General features: G+C 71.3%; 13 protein-coding genes. 5 read left to right on the forward strand and 8 right to left on the reverse strand.

The window, feature by feature from the left end; genetic code table 11:
* Positions 1-58: 58 nt before the first annotated feature.
* A complete protein-coding gene (locus ACYSUO_RS39315; protein WP_461780998.1) occupies positions 59-1,252 on the reverse strand; it encodes a L,D-transpeptidase in 1,194 nt (397 codons plus the stop codon).
* Between the two features lie 154 nt (positions 1,253-1,406).
* Positions 1,407-2,627 (reverse strand): L,D-transpeptidase, encoded by a 1,221-nt coding sequence (locus tag ACYSUO_RS39320; protein ID WP_461780999.1) that lies wholly within the window; start codon positions 2,625-2,627, stop codon positions 1,407-1,409.
* Positions 2,628-2,773: 146 nt separating this feature from the next.
* Between ACYSUO_RS39320 and glgX the strand changes: the two genes are divergently transcribed.
* Complete coding sequence (glgX, locus tag ACYSUO_RS39325) at positions 2,774-5,044, forward strand: glycogen debranching protein GlgX (RefSeq protein ID WP_461781000.1); 2,271 nt, start codon at positions 2,774-2,776, stop codon at positions 5,042-5,044.
* Here the strand turns inward: glgX and ACYSUO_RS39330 are convergent.
* Together ACYSUO_RS39330 and ACYSUO_RS39335 are read right to left on the reverse strand one after the other, a co-directional pair.
* Positions 5,034-5,477: a VOC family protein gene (locus ACYSUO_RS39330; protein WP_461781001.1), complete on the reverse strand. Its 444-nt coding sequence runs from the start codon at positions 5,475-5,477 to the stop codon at positions 5,034-5,036. The genes glgX and ACYSUO_RS39330 overlap by 11 nt on opposite strands.
* Positions 5,474-6,346: an AraC family transcriptional regulator gene (locus ACYSUO_RS39335; RefSeq protein ID WP_461781002.1), complete on the reverse strand. Its 873-nt coding sequence runs from the start codon at positions 6,344-6,346 to the stop codon at positions 5,474-5,476. The genes ACYSUO_RS39330 and ACYSUO_RS39335 overlap by 4 nt, the downstream gene beginning before the upstream one ends.
* 135 nt (positions 6,347-6,481) lie before the next feature.
* Here ACYSUO_RS39335 and ACYSUO_RS39340 point away from each other — a divergent pair, with 135 nt between their 5' ends.
* Positions 6,482-7,588, forward strand: coding sequence for an HAD family hydrolase (locus tag ACYSUO_RS39340; protein WP_461781003.1), 1,107 nt, complete (start codon positions 6,482-6,484; stop codon positions 7,586-7,588).
* Here ACYSUO_RS39340 and ACYSUO_RS39345 read toward each other — a convergent pair.
* The 4 genes from ACYSUO_RS39345 to ACYSUO_RS39360 are packed head-to-tail and all read right to left on the reverse strand — an operon-like array spanning position 7,585 to position 11,279.
* Positions 7,585-8,238, reverse strand: coding sequence for a response regulator (locus ACYSUO_RS39345; protein WP_461781004.1), 654 nt, complete (start codon positions 8,236-8,238; stop codon positions 7,585-7,587). The genes ACYSUO_RS39340 and ACYSUO_RS39345 overlap by 4 nt on opposite strands.
* Entirely contained in the window at positions 8,231-9,520 is a 1,290-nt protein-coding gene (locus ACYSUO_RS39350) for a sensor histidine kinase (RefSeq protein WP_461781005.1), read from the reverse strand. Before ACYSUO_RS39350 ends, ACYSUO_RS39345 begins: the two co-directional genes overlap by 8 nt.
* Before the next feature lie 53 nt (positions 9,521-9,573).
* Positions 9,574-10,362: an ABC transporter permease gene (locus ACYSUO_RS39355; RefSeq protein WP_461781006.1), complete on the reverse strand. Its 789-nt coding sequence runs from the start codon at positions 10,360-10,362 to the stop codon at positions 9,574-9,576.
* A complete protein-coding gene (locus ACYSUO_RS39360; protein ID WP_461781007.1) occupies positions 10,359-11,279 on the reverse strand; it encodes an ABC transporter ATP-binding protein in 921 nt (306 codons plus the stop codon). The genes ACYSUO_RS39355 and ACYSUO_RS39360 overlap by 4 nt, the downstream gene beginning before the upstream one ends.
* 205 nt (positions 11,280-11,484) lie before the next feature.
* Here ACYSUO_RS39360 and ACYSUO_RS39365 point away from each other — a divergent pair, with 205 nt between their 5' ends.
* The 3 genes from ACYSUO_RS39365 to ACYSUO_RS39375 all read left to right on the forward strand — a co-directional run bounded on the left by ACYSUO_RS39365 (position 11,485) and on the right by ACYSUO_RS39375 (position 17,591).
* Entirely contained in the window at positions 11,485-13,317 is a 1,833-nt protein-coding gene (locus ACYSUO_RS39365) for an ABC transporter ATP-binding protein (protein ID WP_461781008.1), read from the forward strand.
* On the forward strand, positions 13,314-15,203 hold the full coding sequence (locus ACYSUO_RS39370; RefSeq protein WP_461781009.1) for an ABC transporter ATP-binding protein: 1,890 nt from the start codon (positions 13,314-13,316) through the stop codon (positions 15,201-15,203). The genes ACYSUO_RS39365 and ACYSUO_RS39370 overlap by 4 nt, the downstream gene beginning before the upstream one ends.
* A 348-nt stretch (positions 15,204-15,551) precedes the next feature.
* Positions 15,552-17,591 (forward strand): M4 family metallopeptidase, encoded by a 2,040-nt coding sequence (locus tag ACYSUO_RS39375; RefSeq protein WP_461781010.1) that lies wholly within the window; start codon positions 15,552-15,554, stop codon positions 17,589-17,591.
* The last annotated feature ends 10 nt before the right edge of the window (positions 17,592-17,601 follow it).

Below are 17,601 nucleotides of genomic sequence, written 5' to 3' on the forward strand. Positions count from 1 at the left end.
GCCCTGAGGTTTACCGGAAGGAGCGCGCCGTTCACCGGACTGGACGCGGTGCGCTTCGTCACTTCTTCCAGTCCGCCCACGACATGTTCCACCCGTTGAGGCCGTTGCCGCCGTCGACCGTCTTGTCGTGGGTGTTCTTGACCACCACCACGTCGCCCGTCATCGACTGGTCGAAGAACCACGCCGCCGGGACCTTCTTGTCGTAGCCGCCGCGGACGTCGCGCAGGCCGATGCAGCCGTGGCTGGAGTTGACGTTGCCGAAGGTGCCGCCGCCCCAGTAGTTGCCGTGGATGAACGTGCCGGAGTCGGTCAGGCGCTGGGCGTGCGGGACGTCCTTGATGTCGTACTCGCCGCCGTAGCCGACCGTCTCGCCGTTCATGCGGGTCACGCGCAGCCGCTCGCTGATCACCATCGTGCCGCTCCAGGTCTCGTAGCCCGGCTTGCCCGTGGTGATCGGGATCTTCTTGATGGTCTTGCCGTCGCGCTTGACCGTCATCATGTGGGTCTTGGCGTCGACGGTGGAGATCTGGCTGCGGCCGACGGTGAACTTCACGGTCTTGACCTGCTTGCCGTAGACGCCGGGCCGGCCCTCGACGCCGTCGAGGTTCAGCTTGACGGTGACCTTGGTGCCCGTCGCCCAGTACTTCTCCGGGCGGAAGTCGATGCGGTCGTTGCCGAACCAGTGGCCCTCGACCGGGACGGAGGGCTCGGCCTTGACCGAGATCGCCTTCTCGACGTCCTCGGGGTGCGTGATGCCGCGCGAGAAGCGGATCGAGAACGGCATGCCGACGCCGACCTTCGAGCCGTCCTCCGGGGTGAACGTGCCGATGAACGTGTTCTTCGGGGTGAGCGTGGTGAACGTGGAGTCCTTGGCGGACTCGCGGCCGGCCTTGTCCTTGGCGACCGCGTGCACCTTGTACTCGGTCGACGCGGCGAGGTGCCGCGCCGGGGTCCAGGTGCTGCCGCCGTCGGTGATCGCGCCCTGCACCTCGTTGCCCTTGGTGTCGGCGACCTTCACCTCGGTCAGCTTCCCCTTGTCCGCGGTGATCTTCAGGGCCCCGCTGGTCGCGACGCCGTCGGCGCCGTTCTTGGGCGCCACCGCCACCACGGCCTGCGACTCCTTGTGCCCCTCGCCCGCCTGGCCGGAATCCCCCTTGTCGTCATCCGATCCACCGCCACCACCGCCACATGCGGTGACAAGGAAGAGTGCCGTTCCCAGCAGAAACGCGGATATCGGTCGTCGCCCGTTCAAGATCTTTCTCCCCTCGCACGGCCTTGCCCCCAAGGCCCGCACTACCGCGCCTGCAACGCGCGCACTGCGAAAGATAACCACACGACCTGGGAAAACGGATCCCCAGAGATGTCACCGTTGTGTCCCAACAGCGGGCAGGATGCCCGACTTTCGGCTAGGGCGTAACCGCTCCCCCGGCCTTCCAGCGGGCCCAGCCCATGTTCCAGCCACCCAGCCCGTTGTCGGCCGCCACCTTCTTGTCCGCGCTGTTCCTGACCTCCACCACGTCGCCGATCAGGCTGCGGTCGAAGAACCGGCCCGCGGGCGTCCACGAGCCGCCGCCCTTCACATCGCTCAGTCCTACGCAGCCGTGGCTGACGTTGCTGCGGCCGAAGACGCCGCCCGACCAGTAGTTGCCGTGCAGGAACGTGCCGGAGTCGGTGAGCCGGATGGCGTGCGGGACGTCCGGGATGTCGTACTCGCCGCCGAAGCCGACGGTGCGGCTGTCCATGCGGGTGACGTCGAGCTTCTCGCTGACGACCATCTTCCCGTTGTACGTCGTCGAGCCCGGCGCCCCCGCGGTGATCGGCACGGTCTCCACCGGCTTGCCGCGCCTGTGCACGCGCATGGTGTGCGCCGCCGCGTCCACCACGCTGACCTGGCTGCGGCCCACCGTGAACGTGAACGCCTTGTCCTGGAGGCCGTACACGCCGGGCGCCGCCTGTACGTCGCGCAGGCCCAGGTCGACGGTGACCTCGGTGCCCGGCCTCCAATAGTTCTTCGGCCGGAAGTCGAGGCGGCTCCTGCCGAACCAGTGCGGGGCGATCTCCACGCCGGGCCGGGCGGTGACCCTGATCGCGCGCTGCACGGCGGCCCGGTTCTCGATCTCCCGGTTGAACGCGACCTTCACGATCATGCCGGTGCCGACCTCGGCCCGGTGCTCGGGCGTGACGTAGCCGATGAAGCGCTTGGCGGGCACGTACGTCTTGAACGTGGTGTGCCGGGCCACCCGGCGCCCGTGGCCGTCCACGGCGACCGCGTCGACCTTGTACTGCGCGGCGAGCGCGAGGCGGTCCGCGCCGGGGCCCGTGGGGCGCCAGCGCATCGAGTCCCGCTCCAGGCGGCCGGGCACGGACCGCTCCTGCGCGTCCTGGATCCTGACGACCTTGACCGACTCCAACCGGCCCTCGGAGACGGTGACTTGAAGCCTTCGGTCCGCCCGTACGCCCTTCGCCCCGTCGTCGGGTGCGACCCGGATCAGTTCCTTCGCGGACCGCGGCTTGCCGAACGTCGTGTCGCCCCCGCATCCGGCGAGCGTGCCCATCAGTCCTGCCCAGGTCAGTACGGCGCCCAAGGTCGCCCCTGCGTGCCGCGCACGCCTCACAGCTGTTCTCACGCCAGAGCCAACGACGCGCACCCCGCCGGGGAAACGTGAGTGCGAGCGAAGCTCTGGGCAGAACAGTGGGAGGAAGCAGGGGGAGCGCGGCCGGGACGCCGCACGCCCCGCTGCCCATGAGTCGTGGAGCCGCGGGAGGCCGTCAGGTGTCGAGCGCACCCGAGCAGGAGGCAGTTCAGAGCGCGCCGCGCGCGGGCAACGGCAGAGCGCTGCCGGCCCCGTTCAGCGGTCGTGGCCGCGAGCGGGAGCGCGTGTCCCCGCTGGAGCCGGTGTGGCCGGGCACACCCGTGCCGCTCGGCGCCCGCTTCCGGGTGGGACCGGAGGGAGTGGCGGGCACCAATTTCGCACTGTGGGCGGGCGGCGCCGAGTCCGTCGAGCTGTGCCTGTTCGACGAGGAGGGCCGCGAACGCCGGGCCCCGCTCAGCGAGTTGACGCACGAGATCTGGCACGGCTTCGTGCCGGGAGTGCTTCCGGGGCAGCGCTACGGGTTCCGGGTGCACGGCCGCTGGGATCCATGGACGGGCGCCCGCTGGAACCCGTCGAAGCTGCTGCTCGACCCGTACGCGCGGGCGGTGGACGGCGAGTTCGGGCTGCCGCCGGAGGTCTACGGGCACGTACGGGACTGGCCCGAGCAGCATGTGGCCGACACGGTGCGCGACAACCGGGACTCGGCGCCGTACGTCCCGAAGGGCGTGGTCGTGCACGACGACGCGTCCGGCGACGAGTGGGTGGACGACCGGCGCCCGAAGACGCCCTGGGCGGACTCGGTGATCTACGAGGTGCACGTGCGCGGCTTCACGCGCCAACACCCCGGAATACCCGAGGAGTTGAGAGGGACGTACGCGGGGCTCGCGCACCCCGCCGCGATCGAGCACCTCGTGAATCTCGGGGTGACGGCGGTGGAGCTGCTGCCGGTGCACCAGTTCGCGCACGAGGACCATCTGCTGCGCCGGGGACTGCGGAACTACTGGGGCTACAACTCCATCGGCTACTTCGCCCCGCACGCCGGATACGCGGCGTCCGGGACGGCCGGGCAGCAGGTCGGCGAGTTCAAGCGGATGGTGCGGGCGCTGCACGACGCGGGCATCGAGGTCATCCTCGACGTGGTCTACAACCACACGGCGGAGGCCGGCGAGCTGGGCCCGATGCTGTCCCTGAAGGGCATCGACAACCGCGGCTACTACCGCCTCCAGGACGACGCCCGCCGCTACACCGACTACACGGGCTGCGGCAACACGCTGCACGTCGTGCAGCCGCAGGTGCTGAGGCTGATCACGGACTCGCTCAGGTACTGGGTCACGGAGATGGGCGTCGACGGCTTCCGCTTCGATCTCGCCGCGGCGCTCGCCCGCTCCATGCACGACGTCGACATGCTCTCCCCCTTCCTCGCGGTCATCGCGCAGGACCCGGTGCTGCGCCGGGTGAAGCTGATCGCCGAGCCGTGGGACGTCGGCTCGGGCGGCTACCAGGTCGGCTCCTTCCCGCCTCTGTGGACCGAGTGGAACGACCGCTACCGCGACGCCGTCCGCGACTTCTGGCGCGGCGCGCTGCCCGACGTACGGGACCTGGGGTATCGCCTGTCGGGGTCGAGCGACCTGTACGCGTGGGGCGGTCGCAGGCCCTACGCCTCGGTCAACTTCATCACCGCCCACGACGGCTTCACGCTCCGCGACCTCGTGTCGTACGAGCGCAAGCACAACGAGGCCAACGGGGAGGGCAACCGGGACGGCACGCACGACAACCGGTCGTGGAACTGCGGTGTCGAGGGCGAGACCGACGACGAGGGCGTACGGGCCCTGCGCAGACGGCAGTTGCGCAATCTCCTGACGACGCTGCTGCTGTCGACCGGGGTGCCGATGCTGGTGGCGGGCGACGAGTTCGGGCGCACGCAGCGCGGCAACAACAACGCGTACTGCCAGGACAACGAGATCAGCTGGGTGGACTGGGGCCTGCTCGACGACCCCGGCTGCCGGGAGCTGTTCGCGCTCACCACGCGGCTCGTCGCGCTGCGGCACGCGCACCCCGTGCTGCGGCGCCGCGCGTTCTTCTCGGGGCGCGCGCACTCGGCGGACGGGCTGCGGGACCTGGCGTGGTTCACCTCGCGCGGGACCGAGATGACGGAGGGCGACTGGTACGCGCCCGCCGGCACGGTCGGCATGTATCTGTCGGGGCGCGACATCCCGGGCCGGGACGCCCGGGGCGAGCCCGTCACCGACGACAGCTTCCTCGCGATCCTGCACGCGGGCGACCGGGCCGAGAGCTTCGTGCTGCCGGGAGAGCCCTGGGCCCGGTCGTACGAGGTGGTGGTGGACACCGGCGAGGAGGAGCAGGGCGCGGCGCCGGCCGTGCTGCACGAGGCCGGCGCCACGGTCACGGTGGAGGCCAGGACGGTACTGCTCCTGAAGGTCAGGACGTAGCGCCCTGGGGTCGCGGCTCCCCCGCGTAGGTGCCGAAGGACCACTTGTTGCCCTCCGGGTCGGTGATCGCGAACTCGCGGCTGCCGTACGGCTGGTCCTCGATCTCGCGGAGGATCTTGACGCCCGCGTCGACGAGCCGCTCGTACAGCTCGTCGACCCGGGCGGTCACGACGTAGCCGCCGAAGCTGCCCGGCTCGACGCACCAGGTGCCCGGTTCGGCGTCCGGCTTGTGGGAGCCGAGCATGATCCCGCCGCCCTCGGGCCAGTCGAGCTGGGCGTGGGCGACGCGGTCCCCGTCCTCGTAGACGGCCGTGCGCAGGAAGCCGACGGTGTCGACGAGGAAGTCGATGAGGGCGGGCGCGTCGGTCGCCTGGAGAGTGGGCCAGACCGCGGGCTCGCGGGGTGTCTGCTGAGTGCTCTGTGTGGTGTTCATGGCTCCGAGTCTTCGCCGTTGTGGTGTCCCCCGGCTTGGATGTTTCGGCACTCCTCGGAGATCCACCCGGTCGGGCTCAGGCCCGTGTACTGGCGGAAGTCGCGGACCAGGTGCGAGTGGTCGCAGTAGCCGTGCTCCGCGGCGACGCGGGACAGGTCCGGCGGGGCGCCCGCGGCCACGGCGCGGACGACGGCGGCCTTCGCGTGCTGGAAGCGCATCAGGCGGGCGGCCTGCTTGGGGCTCAGACCCGTCTCGGCGCGGAACAGCGTGGTGAGGCGGCGCTCGCTGAGGGCGACGTGCGCGGCGAGCCCCTTCAGGGTGCCCGCGCCGCGGTGCCGGGCGAGCCACGTCCACGCCTCGGCGACCTCGGGGCGCACGCCGGCCAGCGGGTCCTCGGCCGTCCGCCGCGTCACATAGTCGGAGACGAGCTCGAAGCGGGCCCGCCAGTCGTCGAGCCCGGCCAGCTCCTCCCGTACGAGCGCCGCCGTCCGGCCGAGCACGTCCGCGCCCTCGACCGCGACGGGCCCCGCGAGATCGGCCGCGGGCGCCCCGAGCAGCGCGCGGGCCGCGAGCGGGTGCACGGCGAGCTGGATGCCGCCCTCGGACCCGGACTGCGCGATGAACTCGGGGCTCTGGTGCAGCCCGCCCACGACGATGTCCGTGCGGACCGCGTCGGGGCCCAGGGCCTCCTCGGGGGTGTGGCCGCCGACGACCGGCTCGTCGAGGGTGAAGATCACCGTGAGGTACGGGGAGGGCAGGCCGCGGTGGAGCGCGGGAGGCAGGCCCCGCGTGCGATAGCCGACCGCGGAGACGATCGGGCCGCCGGGCCGTGGCGTCGCGCGCACGAACTCCTGGGAGCCGGTGCTCATGCCTCCAGTATGGGGTCCGGCGCGGTGTTCGTGCCGGACCGCTGGCAGCTACCCGTACCCGCCGGGTACATGCCGGTCACGCACGGTGAATCCGATCATGGCGGGCGGCGCCCGCCCGCTCTACGGTGGCCCGTCGTGAACCTGACCAAGGCAGACTCCCTGCGCAAGAAGCCCCTCCTGCTCGCCACCGCGGGCGCCGCCCTCGCCGCCGCCCTCGCCACGACCGTGCTGTGGCCCGGCTCCGACGCGTCCGCCACCACCTCCGGTGACGTACGCGCGGTGGCCGCCGAACTGAAGCACTGGCCGAGGCCGCAGGCCGAGCAGCTCGCCCGGGTGATCGCGGCGCACGAGCACCAGGGCGCGTACGCGACCTTCGACGCGGACAACACGACGTACCGCAACGACCTGGAGGAGTCGCTGCTGCCCTTCCTGGAGACGAAGGGCGTCCTGACGCGGGACACGATGGACCCGTCGCTGAAGGTGATCCCCTTCAAGGACACGGCCACGCACAAGGAGACCCTGACCGAGTACTACAACCGGCTGTGCGAGGTCGACGACCAGGTCTGCTATCCGTGGGCCGCACAGATCTTCTCCGGGTTCACCCTCAAGCAACTCAAGGGCTACGTCGACGAGTTGCTCGCGTACGACAAGCCGCTGCCGGGCGGCGCGAAGCCGCCCCAGTTCTCGGAGGGCATGCGGGAGCTGTACCACGCGCTGCGCTCGCACGGCATCGAGGTGTACGTGGTGAGCGCCGCGAGCGAGGACCTCGTCCGCATGGTGCTCGGCGACCCGAAGTACGGCTACGACGTGAAGCCCGAGAACGTGCTCGGGGTCGCCGCCCTGCTCAAGGACCGCAAGACGGGTGACGTCACGAGCTCCCGCAAGGAGATCGCGGCCGGGACGTTCGACCAGAAGGCCCTGGAGGACCGGGAGTTGACGCCGAATCTGTGGGCCCCGGCGACCTGGTACGAGGGCAAGCCCGCCGCCATCAGCACGTACATCGACGCCTGGAAGAAGCCGATCCTCGCGGCCGGTGACACGCCCAAGAGCGACGGCCCGATGCTGTTCCGGTCGGTGGACGTGGCGCACGGCGGCGTCCGGGTGTGGGTCAACCGCAAGGACAGCTACATGAAGGAGCTGAACGGGATGAAGGCGGACGGGGTGAAGCGGCAGAAGGAGCTGGGCCAGAAGGTCACCGCCGACAAGCGCTGGGTGACTGTGACCCCGGACGAGATCGGCTAGCCCAGGATCCCGCGGTCGTACGCCACCGCGACCGCCGCCGCGCGGTCCTTCACGCCCAACTTGCCGTAGATGTGGGTGAGATGGGTCTTCACCGTCGCCTCGCTGATGAACAGCTCGCGCGCGATCTCCTTGTTCGAGGTGCCCTTGGACACCAGGACCAGGACCTCGCGCTCGCGGGCCGAGAGACTCTCGTCGGCGGGCGCGGCGGGCGTGCGCACGGCCGTGACCAGGCGGGACGCGACCGCGGGTGACAGGACGGTGCGGCCCTCGGCGGCGGCCCGTACCGCCGTGAAGAGTTCCTCGCGCGGGGCGTCCTTGAGCAGGTAGCCGGTGGCGCCCGCCTCGATCGCGGGCAGCGTGTCCGAGTCCGTGTCGTACGTGGTGAGGACCAGGACGCGGGCGCGCACGCCGCGCCTGACCAGCTCCCGGATCGCGTCGACACCGCCGCCGCCCGGCATCCGCAGGTCCATGAGGACGACGTCCGGGTCGAGGGCCGCGGCGCGGGCGACGGCCTCCACCCCGTTCGCCGCCTCGCCGAGGACCGTGAAACCGGTGGTCGACTCGAACATGCCGCGCAGCCCGTCGCGTACGACGGGGTGGTCGTCGACGATCAGGAGGGTGATCACGGGGCCGGTCGCAGGGTCAGTCATGGCGCACCAAAGGTACGCGAGCGGAGATCGCCGTGCCGCCGCCTTCCTCCGACTCGACCGTGACGCCGCCCGCGAGCCGCTCGGCGCGGGCCCGCATCCCGTCGAGGCCGAAGCCGCCGCTGCCGGAGCGGGCCGGCACCGAGAGCGGGTCGAAGCCGCGGCCGTCGTCGCGCACGTCGAGGGTGACCTCGCCCGCCATGAAGGAGAGGGTGACGCCGACGCGGGTGGCGGCCGCGTGCCGGGCCGCGTTGGAGAGCGCCTCCTCGGCGATCCGCAGCAGGCTCGCCTCGATCTCTTCGTGCAGCGGCTCGGCGGTTCCGGTCAGGGTGAAGTCGGCGCGGACGCCGGTGCGGGCGGACCAGTCGGCGACGGTCTTCTTCAGGGCCTCGGCGAGCGTCGCGTCGTCCAGGGCGGCGGGCGCCAGATTGTGCACGGAGCGACGGGCCTCGCCGAGGCTGTGCCGGGCGAGGTCGGCGGCCCGGTCGAGGTGCTCGCGGGCCTGCTCCTGGTCGGGGGTGTTCGCGACGACCTGGAGCTGGGCGATGATCCCGGTCAGGCCCTGGGCGATGGTGTCGTGGATCTCGGCGGCGAGCCGGCGGCGCTCGTCGGAGACGCCCGCCTCCCGCGCCTGGACGAGGAGTTGGGCCTGGAGCGCGGCGTTCTCGTCGAGCGCGTCCTGGAGCGCCTTGTTGGTGCGTTCGAGTTCGGCGATGGTGGCGACCTGGGCCTCAGTGCGCTCGCGCTCCTTCGCGTCGAGGTGGACCATGGCCGCCACCAGCGCCATGTTGATCGCGTACAGCGCGCCGAAGAAGGCCCACTGCCCCGCGTTCTCGGGCGGAAGGCCGCCGGACTGGGACCCGGCCAGGATCACGGCGGACGCGGCGAGGCCGAATTTGACCAGGCGGGGCAGCAGGAAGCGGTCGGCGCCGAAGTAGCCGATGGCCGCGTAGAAGGCGAAGAGCGGGTTGATCCAGGCCAGGCCGAAGGCGAGCGCCCAGCGCAGGCCGTAGTAGACGGTGCCTGCCACCGAGGGGCCCTTGCGGGCGAGGCCGACCCGGATGGCGACACCCTCCAGGGCCACGGCGCCGACGACGAGCCCCGCCATCGCGTACCAGCCGGTGGCGCTCACCCCGAAGGACGTGTTCGTGGCCACCGCGAGCAGCACGCTGATGCCGAGCAGGGCCAGCGGGGAGAGGCGGTGGAAGGCCCGCCACCGCTGCTCGACGTCCGCCACGGCGCGGCCGAGTCCGTCCGCCGCCCCCGGTGTGTCCCGCTCGTCCATGTCCCCAGTCTGCGCGACCACACCCGCCTCCAAGGTCATTGCCGAGGGAACGGTCATTCCCAGCGGAACCAGCGCGCGGCCGCGCCGGTCAGGCCCACGGCCCAGACGGCGAGCACCAGCAGGTGCGACCAGGCGGGCCAGTCGCCCGCCGCGGCCTGGTTCAGGGCCTGCGCCGCGGCGCCGAACGGCGTCAGCTCGACGATGCGGGCCAGGGTGTCCGGCATCGTCTGCACCGGCAGCCAGACGCCCGCGCAGAACATCGCGGGGAAGAAGACGACCGAGCCGATCGCGTTGGAGATCTTCGTCGTACGGGCCCGGGAGGCGATCAGCGCGCCGAGGGCGAGGGAGACGACGACGGACAGGACGAGGGCGAGCAGATAGCCCGCGATCTGCCGCGGCAGCGCCACGTCGAAGGCGATCCGGCCGACGGCGAGACAGATCGCGACGGAGACGAGGACGGCCACGCCGTGGATGCCCATCTGCGCGCCGAGGACGGCCGTCGGCCGCACCGGCGTGGTCGACATCCGGCGCAGGATGCCGCGCTCCCGGTACCCGGTGATGATCGGCGGCATCGACTGGATGCCGCCCGCGATCATGCCGAGCAGCACGGTGACGGGCACGTACGCGTCGACGAGCCGGATGCCGCCGAGCCCCGCGTCGGCCTCCCGGAAGGACGGGATGGAGCCGAGGATCACGAGCAGGGCGACGGGGAACAGCAGGATCCCGACGAGACTGCCGGCCTCGCGCCTGAAGAGCGTGAACTCGGCCTTGAGGACGGCCCGGTCGACGGCTGACCGGTCGGCAGGGACGGCTGTGGTGGTGGGCGCGGTGACGGTGCTCATGACTGGCCGGCTCCCGTGAGGTCGAGGAACGCGTCGTCCAACGTGGCGTCGGACACGCGGAGTTGGTGTGCGGTGACGTGCTGCCGGGCGAGCAGCGTGAGGAGGGCGGTGACCGTGTCGTCGGTGCCGGTGAGGGTCACACGGCCGTCCCTGTGGTCCACGGAGGTGACCGCGGGCAGCCCGGCCAGCGCGCGCTCGTCCAGCGGCGCGGACGGGGTGAACGAGATGACGGTCGACCCGGCGGCCCGGCTGATCAGGCCCGCCGGGGTGTCGAGCGCGGCGACCCGCCCCTTGTCGATCACGGCGATCCGGTCGCAGAGCCGCTGCGCCTCCTCCATGAAGTGCGTGACGAGGAGGACGGTGACGCCGCTGTCGCGCACCTCCTCGATGAGCTCCCAGGTGTCGCGGCGCGAGCGCGGGTCGAGCCCGGTGGTCAGCTCGTCGAGGACGACGACGCGGGGGTTGCCGACGAGGGCGAGCGCGATGAACAGGCGCTGTTTCTGTCCGCCACTGAGCTTCGCGAAGCGTGTGCCGAGCTTGTCGGTGAGGCGGAGCCGGTCGGCGAGCGGCCGCCAGTCGAGTGGCGCGGGATAGAAGGCCGAGTACAGCTCCAGCGCCTCCTTCACGGTCAGCTTCGGCTGGATCTCGCTCTCCTGGAGCTGCGCGCCGAGGATCCCGGTGACCTGCGCGTGGTCGCGTACGGGGTCGAGCCCCGCGACCCGTACGTGCCCCTCGTCGGCCGCACGCAGCCCCTCGACGCATTCGACGGTGGTGGTCTTGCCCGCGCCGTTCGGCCCGAGGATCCCGAAGATCTCGCCCTCGCCGACAGTGAAGGACACCCCGTCGACGACGGCCCGCCCGGCGTACGTCTTGCGCAGCCCGGCGACCTCGATGAGCGGTGCTGTGGTGGTGGTCATGGCATCAAGCGTCGCCGCGCGGGCCCTGCCGGGGCATCGGCCATCGCGCTCGAGCACGCATCAACCGATCGGTTGATGGGCGGTACGACCACCGGGGCCGGCCGATACGACCACTGGGCCGGCCGGTACGACCCACCGGCCCCCGGAGGCGTGCCGTCCGAAACTCGGTGGGCGTTGTCAGTGGCAAACCGTAGGCTCGCCCCTGATGCCGACGACTACACGTGCCACCACAGAGACGACCGGTCAACTCTCCGCCGTGCGGACGCTGTTGCGGCTGTGGCCGTACGTGCGTCCGGTGCGGGCGCGGTGGGCGGGCGCGGCGTTCGTGGCGGTGCTCGCGTCGTGCCTGGCGCTGGTCTTCCCGCTGGTCCTGAAGTGGATCGTGGACGGCCCGGTGACCGAGCGCGACCCGGGCGGGGTGTGGCTGGGCGCCGGGGTGCTGCTCGCGCTCGGCATCGCGGAGGCGCTCCTGTTCGGGCTGCGCAGATGGCTGGTGGCGCGGCCGCTCGCGGGGGTGGAGGCGGCGCTGCGGGCCGATCTGTACCGGCATCTTCAGCGGCTCCCGGTCTCCTTCCACGACCGGTGGGCCTCGGGCCAGTTGCTGTCGCGCGGCACGACGGACCTGATGGTGCTGCGGATGTTCCTCGCCTTCCCGCTGACGTTCCTGATCGTCAACGGGGTGACGATCCTGGCCGGCCTCACCGTGCTCATCGTCCAGGACTGGGGGCTCGGCCTCGTGCTGCTCGCTCCCGCCGTCCCGCTGATCGCGTTCTGCTACCGCTTCGAGGACGGGTACGCGAAGGCCTCGCGGCGCGCCCAGGACCAGGTCGGCGATCTGACGACGGTCGTCGAGGAGTCGGTCCTGGGCATCCGCGTCATCAAGGGCTTCGGCCGGCACCGCAGCCAGGCCCGCGCCTTCCGCGACCTGGCACGCACGGTGCGCGGCACCGAGCTGGTCAAGGCGCGGCTGCTCGCCGGGATCCTCACGGTGATCACACTGCTTCCCGAGGTGGCGCTCGGCGCGGCCCTGGTGATCGGCACGATCCAGGTCTCCGACGGCTCGCTGTCCGCGGGCACGCTCGTCGCGTTCCTGTCCACGGCGCTCGCGCTGCGCTGGCCCATCGAGTCCATCGGCTTCCTGCTCGCGATGAGCCAGGAGGCGGCGACGGCGACGCGGCGGTACTTCGAGGTGATGGACGCGGATCCGGAGGATCCGCGCGTCCTCGCCGACGCGGGCGCGGACACGGGCGCGGGCCAACGCGCAGGCGACGGCCTCCGGTTCGAGGGCGTCGCCTTCCGCTACCCCGACGCCGCCGAGGACTCCGTCCCCACCCTCACCCGCGTCGACCTGCACATCCGCTCGGGCGAGACCATGGCACTCGTCGGATCGACGGGAAGCGGCAAGACCACGCTCACCGCGCTCGTGCCCCGGCTCTACGACGTGACGGAGGGCCGCATCACGCTCGACGGCCGCGACATCACCGCGATGCCGCGCGCCGAGCTGCGCGAGCTGGTGTCCGTGGCGTTCGAGGAGCCCACCCTCTTCTCCGCCTCGGTCGCGGACAACGTCCTGATGGGCGCGCCCGAGGCCACGGGGCCCGAGCAGCTGGAGCAGGCGCTCGACGTCGCGCAGGCCCACTTCGTGAACCGGCTGCCCGACGGCGTCGACACGGAGGTCGGCGAGCAGGGCCTGAGCCTGTCCGGCGGCCAGCGCCAGCGCCTCGCCCTGGCCCGCTCCGTCGTGGGCACGCCCCGCTTCCTGATCCTCGACGACCCGCTGTCCGCGCTCGACGTGCACACGGAGGCGGCGGTGGAGGCGGCGCTGCGCCGGGTGCTCGCCGACAGCACGGCGCTCGTGGTCGCGCACCGGCCGTCCACGGTGCTGCTCGCCGACCGGGTGGCGCTGCTGTCCGAGGGCCGGATCACGGCGGTGGGCACCCACCACGAACTGCTGCGCACGAACGGCGAGTACAGACATCTGATGTCGGGCGAGCACACCGAGGAGACGGGCTCGGAGACGGAGACGGAGCGCGTATGACGACGACCACGAAGCCGAACGACAAGACGGGCCCGCAGGGCGAGGCCCCGGACCCCGAGGACATCCAACTCCCCTCCCCCGGCGACCCGTTCGACCAGGACGACCTGCCGACACCCGAGGGCGCGACCGGCGGCCTGCTGCGCTCGCTGCTCGCGCCCCACCGCCGCACCGTCGCTCTCACCGTCCTCGCCCTGCTCCTGCAACAGGCCGCCGTGCAGTCGGGCCCGCTGATCGTCGCGTACGCCATCGACAGCGCGGTCCCCGCGTTCCGGGCGCACGACTACGGGCCGCTGGTCGCGGTCGGCGCGGGCTTCCTGCTGTGCGCGGTCGGCTCGGCGGCCTTCGTGTACGCGTACATCCGGTTCTCGGCCCGCGTCAGCCAGAACGTGCTGGTCGACCTGCGCGGCCGCATCTTCCGGCACGCGCAGGCACTGAGCGTGGACTTCCACGACCGGTACACGTCGGGCCGCGTCATCTCACGGGCCACGACAGACGTAGAAGCACTGCGCGAACTCCTCAGCGAGGGCCTCCAGGAACTGGTCAACGTCGTCGTCGGATCGATCTACATCACGGCGATGCTGCTCTGGCTCGACCTGGGCATCGGCGCGGTCGCGGCGCTCTCCTTCGTCCCCCTCTACGTCATGATCCGGCTGTACCGGCAGCGGGCGGCGCGGGCGTACGCGGAGCGCTCCTCGGCGATCGCCGCGGTCATCGTGAAGTTCGTCGAGACCATGAACGGCATCCGCCCCGTGCGCGCCTTCCGCCGTGAACAAGCCAACGACGAACACTTCGCGAAGCTCAATCACCGGCACGAACGCTCCAACGGCACGGCGCTCCTGGAGATGGCGCGCTACGTGATCGGCTCCCGGCTGCTCGCGAACACGGCGGTGGCGGGCATGGTCCTGTGGGGCGCGTACCGAGTCGCGGGAGGCACACTCGAACTCGGCGTCCTCGCCGCGGCGGTGCTCTACATCCGCCGCCTGTACGACCCGATCGACCGCCTCGCCATGTTCCTCAACGCGTACGAAAGCGCGGCGGCCTCCCTCAGGAAGATCGCGGGCCTCCTCGCCCAGACGCCCTCCGTACCGGAACCGGCCACGCCGCGCTCCCTGCCGGCCCGGAAGAGCGAACAGCCGGGCCGCGAGGTCGAGTTCCGGTCGGTCTCCTTCGGCTACCGCACGGGCGGCGAGGTCCTCCCCCGCTTCGACCTGACCCTGCCGGCCGGACAGACGGTGGCGGTGGTCGGCTCGACGGGCGCCGGCAAATCGACCCTCGCCAAACTCCTCGCCCGCCTCTACGACCCCTCGCACGGCGAGGTCCTCCTCGACGGCACGGACCTGCGCGACCTGTCCAGCACCGACCTGCGGCGCAACGTGGTGATGGTGACCCAGGAGGCGTTCCTGTTCTCCGGCACGGTCGCCGAGAACATCGCGATCGGCCGTCCCGAGGCGACCCGCGAGGAGATCGAACAGGCCGCGAAGGCCATCGGCGCCCACGACTTCATCGCGGCACTCCCCGACGGCTACGACACGGACGTCCGCAAGCGCGGCGGCCGGATCTCGGCGGGCCAGCGCCAGCTGGTGGCCTTCGCCCGCGCCCTCCTCGCCGACCCCGCGGTCCTGATCCTCGACGAGGCGACCAGCTCCCTCGACATCCCCGGCGAACGGGCGGTGCAGCGCGCGATGCGCACGGTCCTGCACGGCCGCACCGCCGTGGTCATCGCCCACCGCCTCTCGACAGTGGAGATCGCGGACCGCGTCCTGGTGATGGCGTCAGGCCGGGTAACAGAGGACGGCCCACCGGCAGAACTCATCGCAGGTACAGGCGAGTTCGCCGGCTTGCACCGAACCTGGCGGGAGAGCACCTCCAGCCCCTGCGGCGATTGAGCACATCCAGCCCCGCCGGCGCATGAGCAAATCCAGCCCCGCCGGCGATTGAGGCGCGGGGCCCGGGGCAGAGCCCCGATCTTTCCAGCCCCTGCGGCGCTTGAGCAGCGGGGTCCGGGGCAGAGCCCCGCGACCCCAACCCCGTCACCGGCAACCGAACGACGCACACCGGACAACGAACGATTTCCGGCCAACCTGTTGACGGGCTCCTGACACGCGGCAGCGCTTGGTGCCACTCTCCCAACCGCACCACTCCGCACCACTCCGCATTGCGCTCTGCCCGGCCGGACACCCTCCGACCGGTCCCCACTGACCGCCAACCCGCGGTCACGCGTAAGGAGTTCAGCGTTGCGCAAGAACACCACCTCCCACAGACCCGGCTCCCCGAGACGCCGGGCCACGGCCCTCGCCGCCGGCACCGTCGCCGCCCTGCTGACGGTCACCTTCCAGACCCTCCCCGCCACCGCGGACGCGACCGGCGCCGACCCCGGCTCGCTCCCCGCCAAACTCTCCCCCGCCAAGCGCGCCGAGCTGATACGCGAGGCGAACGCCGGCAAGGCCGACACCGCGAAGGACCTCGGCCTCGGCAAGCAGGAGAAGCTCGTCGTACGGGACGTCCTCCAGGACAAGGACGGCACCACCCACACCCGCTACGAGCGCACCTACGGCGGACTCCCGGTCCTGGGCGGCGACCTGATCGTCGAAGCCACGAAGTCCGGAACCACCAAGGACGTCACCAAGGCCGCCAAGGCCGACCTCAAGAACGTCGACACCACCCCCGCCGTGAAGCCGGCCACCGCCGAGACCCAGGCCCTGAAGCTCGCGAAGGCCGACGGTTCGAAGAAGACCGAGGCCGACAAGGCGCCCCGCAAGGTCGTCTGGCTCGGCCAGGGCGCCACGAAGGGGCAGCCCACCCTCGCGTACGAGACCGTCGTCGGCGGCCTCCAGCACGACGGCACCCCGAACCAGCTGCACGTCATCACCGACGCGAGCACCGGCAAGAAGCTCCACGAGTGGCAGGCGATCGAGACCGGCACGGGCAACACCCAGTACAGCGGCACCGTCACCCTCGGCACCGCGCAGTCCGGTTCCTCGTACACGCTGAACGACACCACCCGCGGGGCCCACAAGACGTACAACCTGAACCGCGGCACGTCGGGGACGGGCACCCTCTACTCCGGCGCCGACGACGTGTGGGGCAACGGCAGCGCGACGAACACCGAGACGGCCGCCGCCGACGCGCACTACGGCGCCGCGCTGACCTGGGACTACTACAAGAACGTGCAGGGCAGGTCCGGCATCCGCGGTGACGGCGTCGGCGCGTACAGCCGCGTCCACTACGGCAACGCGTACGTCAACGCGTTCTGGGACGACAGCTGCTTCTGCATGACGTACGGCGACGGCACCAGCAACACGCACCCGCTGACGTCGATCGACGTGGCCGCGCACGAGATGACGCACGGCATCACGTCCAACACGGCGGGCCTCAACTACTCCGGTGAATCGGGCGGGTTGAACGAGGCGACGTCCGACATCTTCGGTTCCACCGTGGAGTTCTACGCCAACAACTCGACCGACGTGGGCGACTACCTCATCGGCGAGAAGATCAACATCAATGGCAACGGGACGCCGCTGCGCTACATGGACAAGCCGAGCAAGGACGGCTCGTCCAAGGACGCCTGGTACTCGGGCATCGGCAACGTCGACGTGCACTACTCCTCGGGCCCGGCGAACCACTTCTTCTACCTGCTCAGCGAGGGCAGCGGAACGAAGACGATCAACGGCGTGACCTACAACTCGCCGACCTCCGACGGCCTTCCGGTCACGGGTATCGGCCGCGACAAGGCGGCGCTGATCTGGTTCAAGGCGCTGTCCACGAAGTTCACGTCGACGACGAACTACGCGGGCGCCCGCACCGGCACCCTCGCGGCCGCCGGTGAGCTGTACGGAACGTCGTCCGCCGAGTACAAGGCGGTGCAGGACGCGTGGGCCGGGGTCGCCGTGGGCGCCCGGTCAGGCGGCGGCGACCCGGGCACCGGCAAGACGTTCACCAACGACGCGAACGTGACGATCCCCGACTACCCGGGGGCCGCCGTCACGTCGTCCGTCGCGGTGACGGGTGTCAGCGGCGCGGCGCCCTCCACCCTGAAGGTCGGCGTCGACATCGTGCACACGTGGAGCGGTGACCTCCAGGTGGACCTGGTCGGCCCGAGCGGCCGGACGTACCGGCTGCACAGCTCGGCGTACGACCCGACGCCCAACATCCAGACCACGTACACGGTCAACGCCTCCGCCGAGACCGCGAACGGCACGTGGAAGCTGAAGGTCCAGGACCTCGGCCAGCAGGACACGGGCTACATCAACAGCTTCAAGCTGACGTTCCCGTAAGCACCAATTG

The sequence above is a fragment of the Streptomyces sp. UC4497 genome, assembly GCF_054871485.1.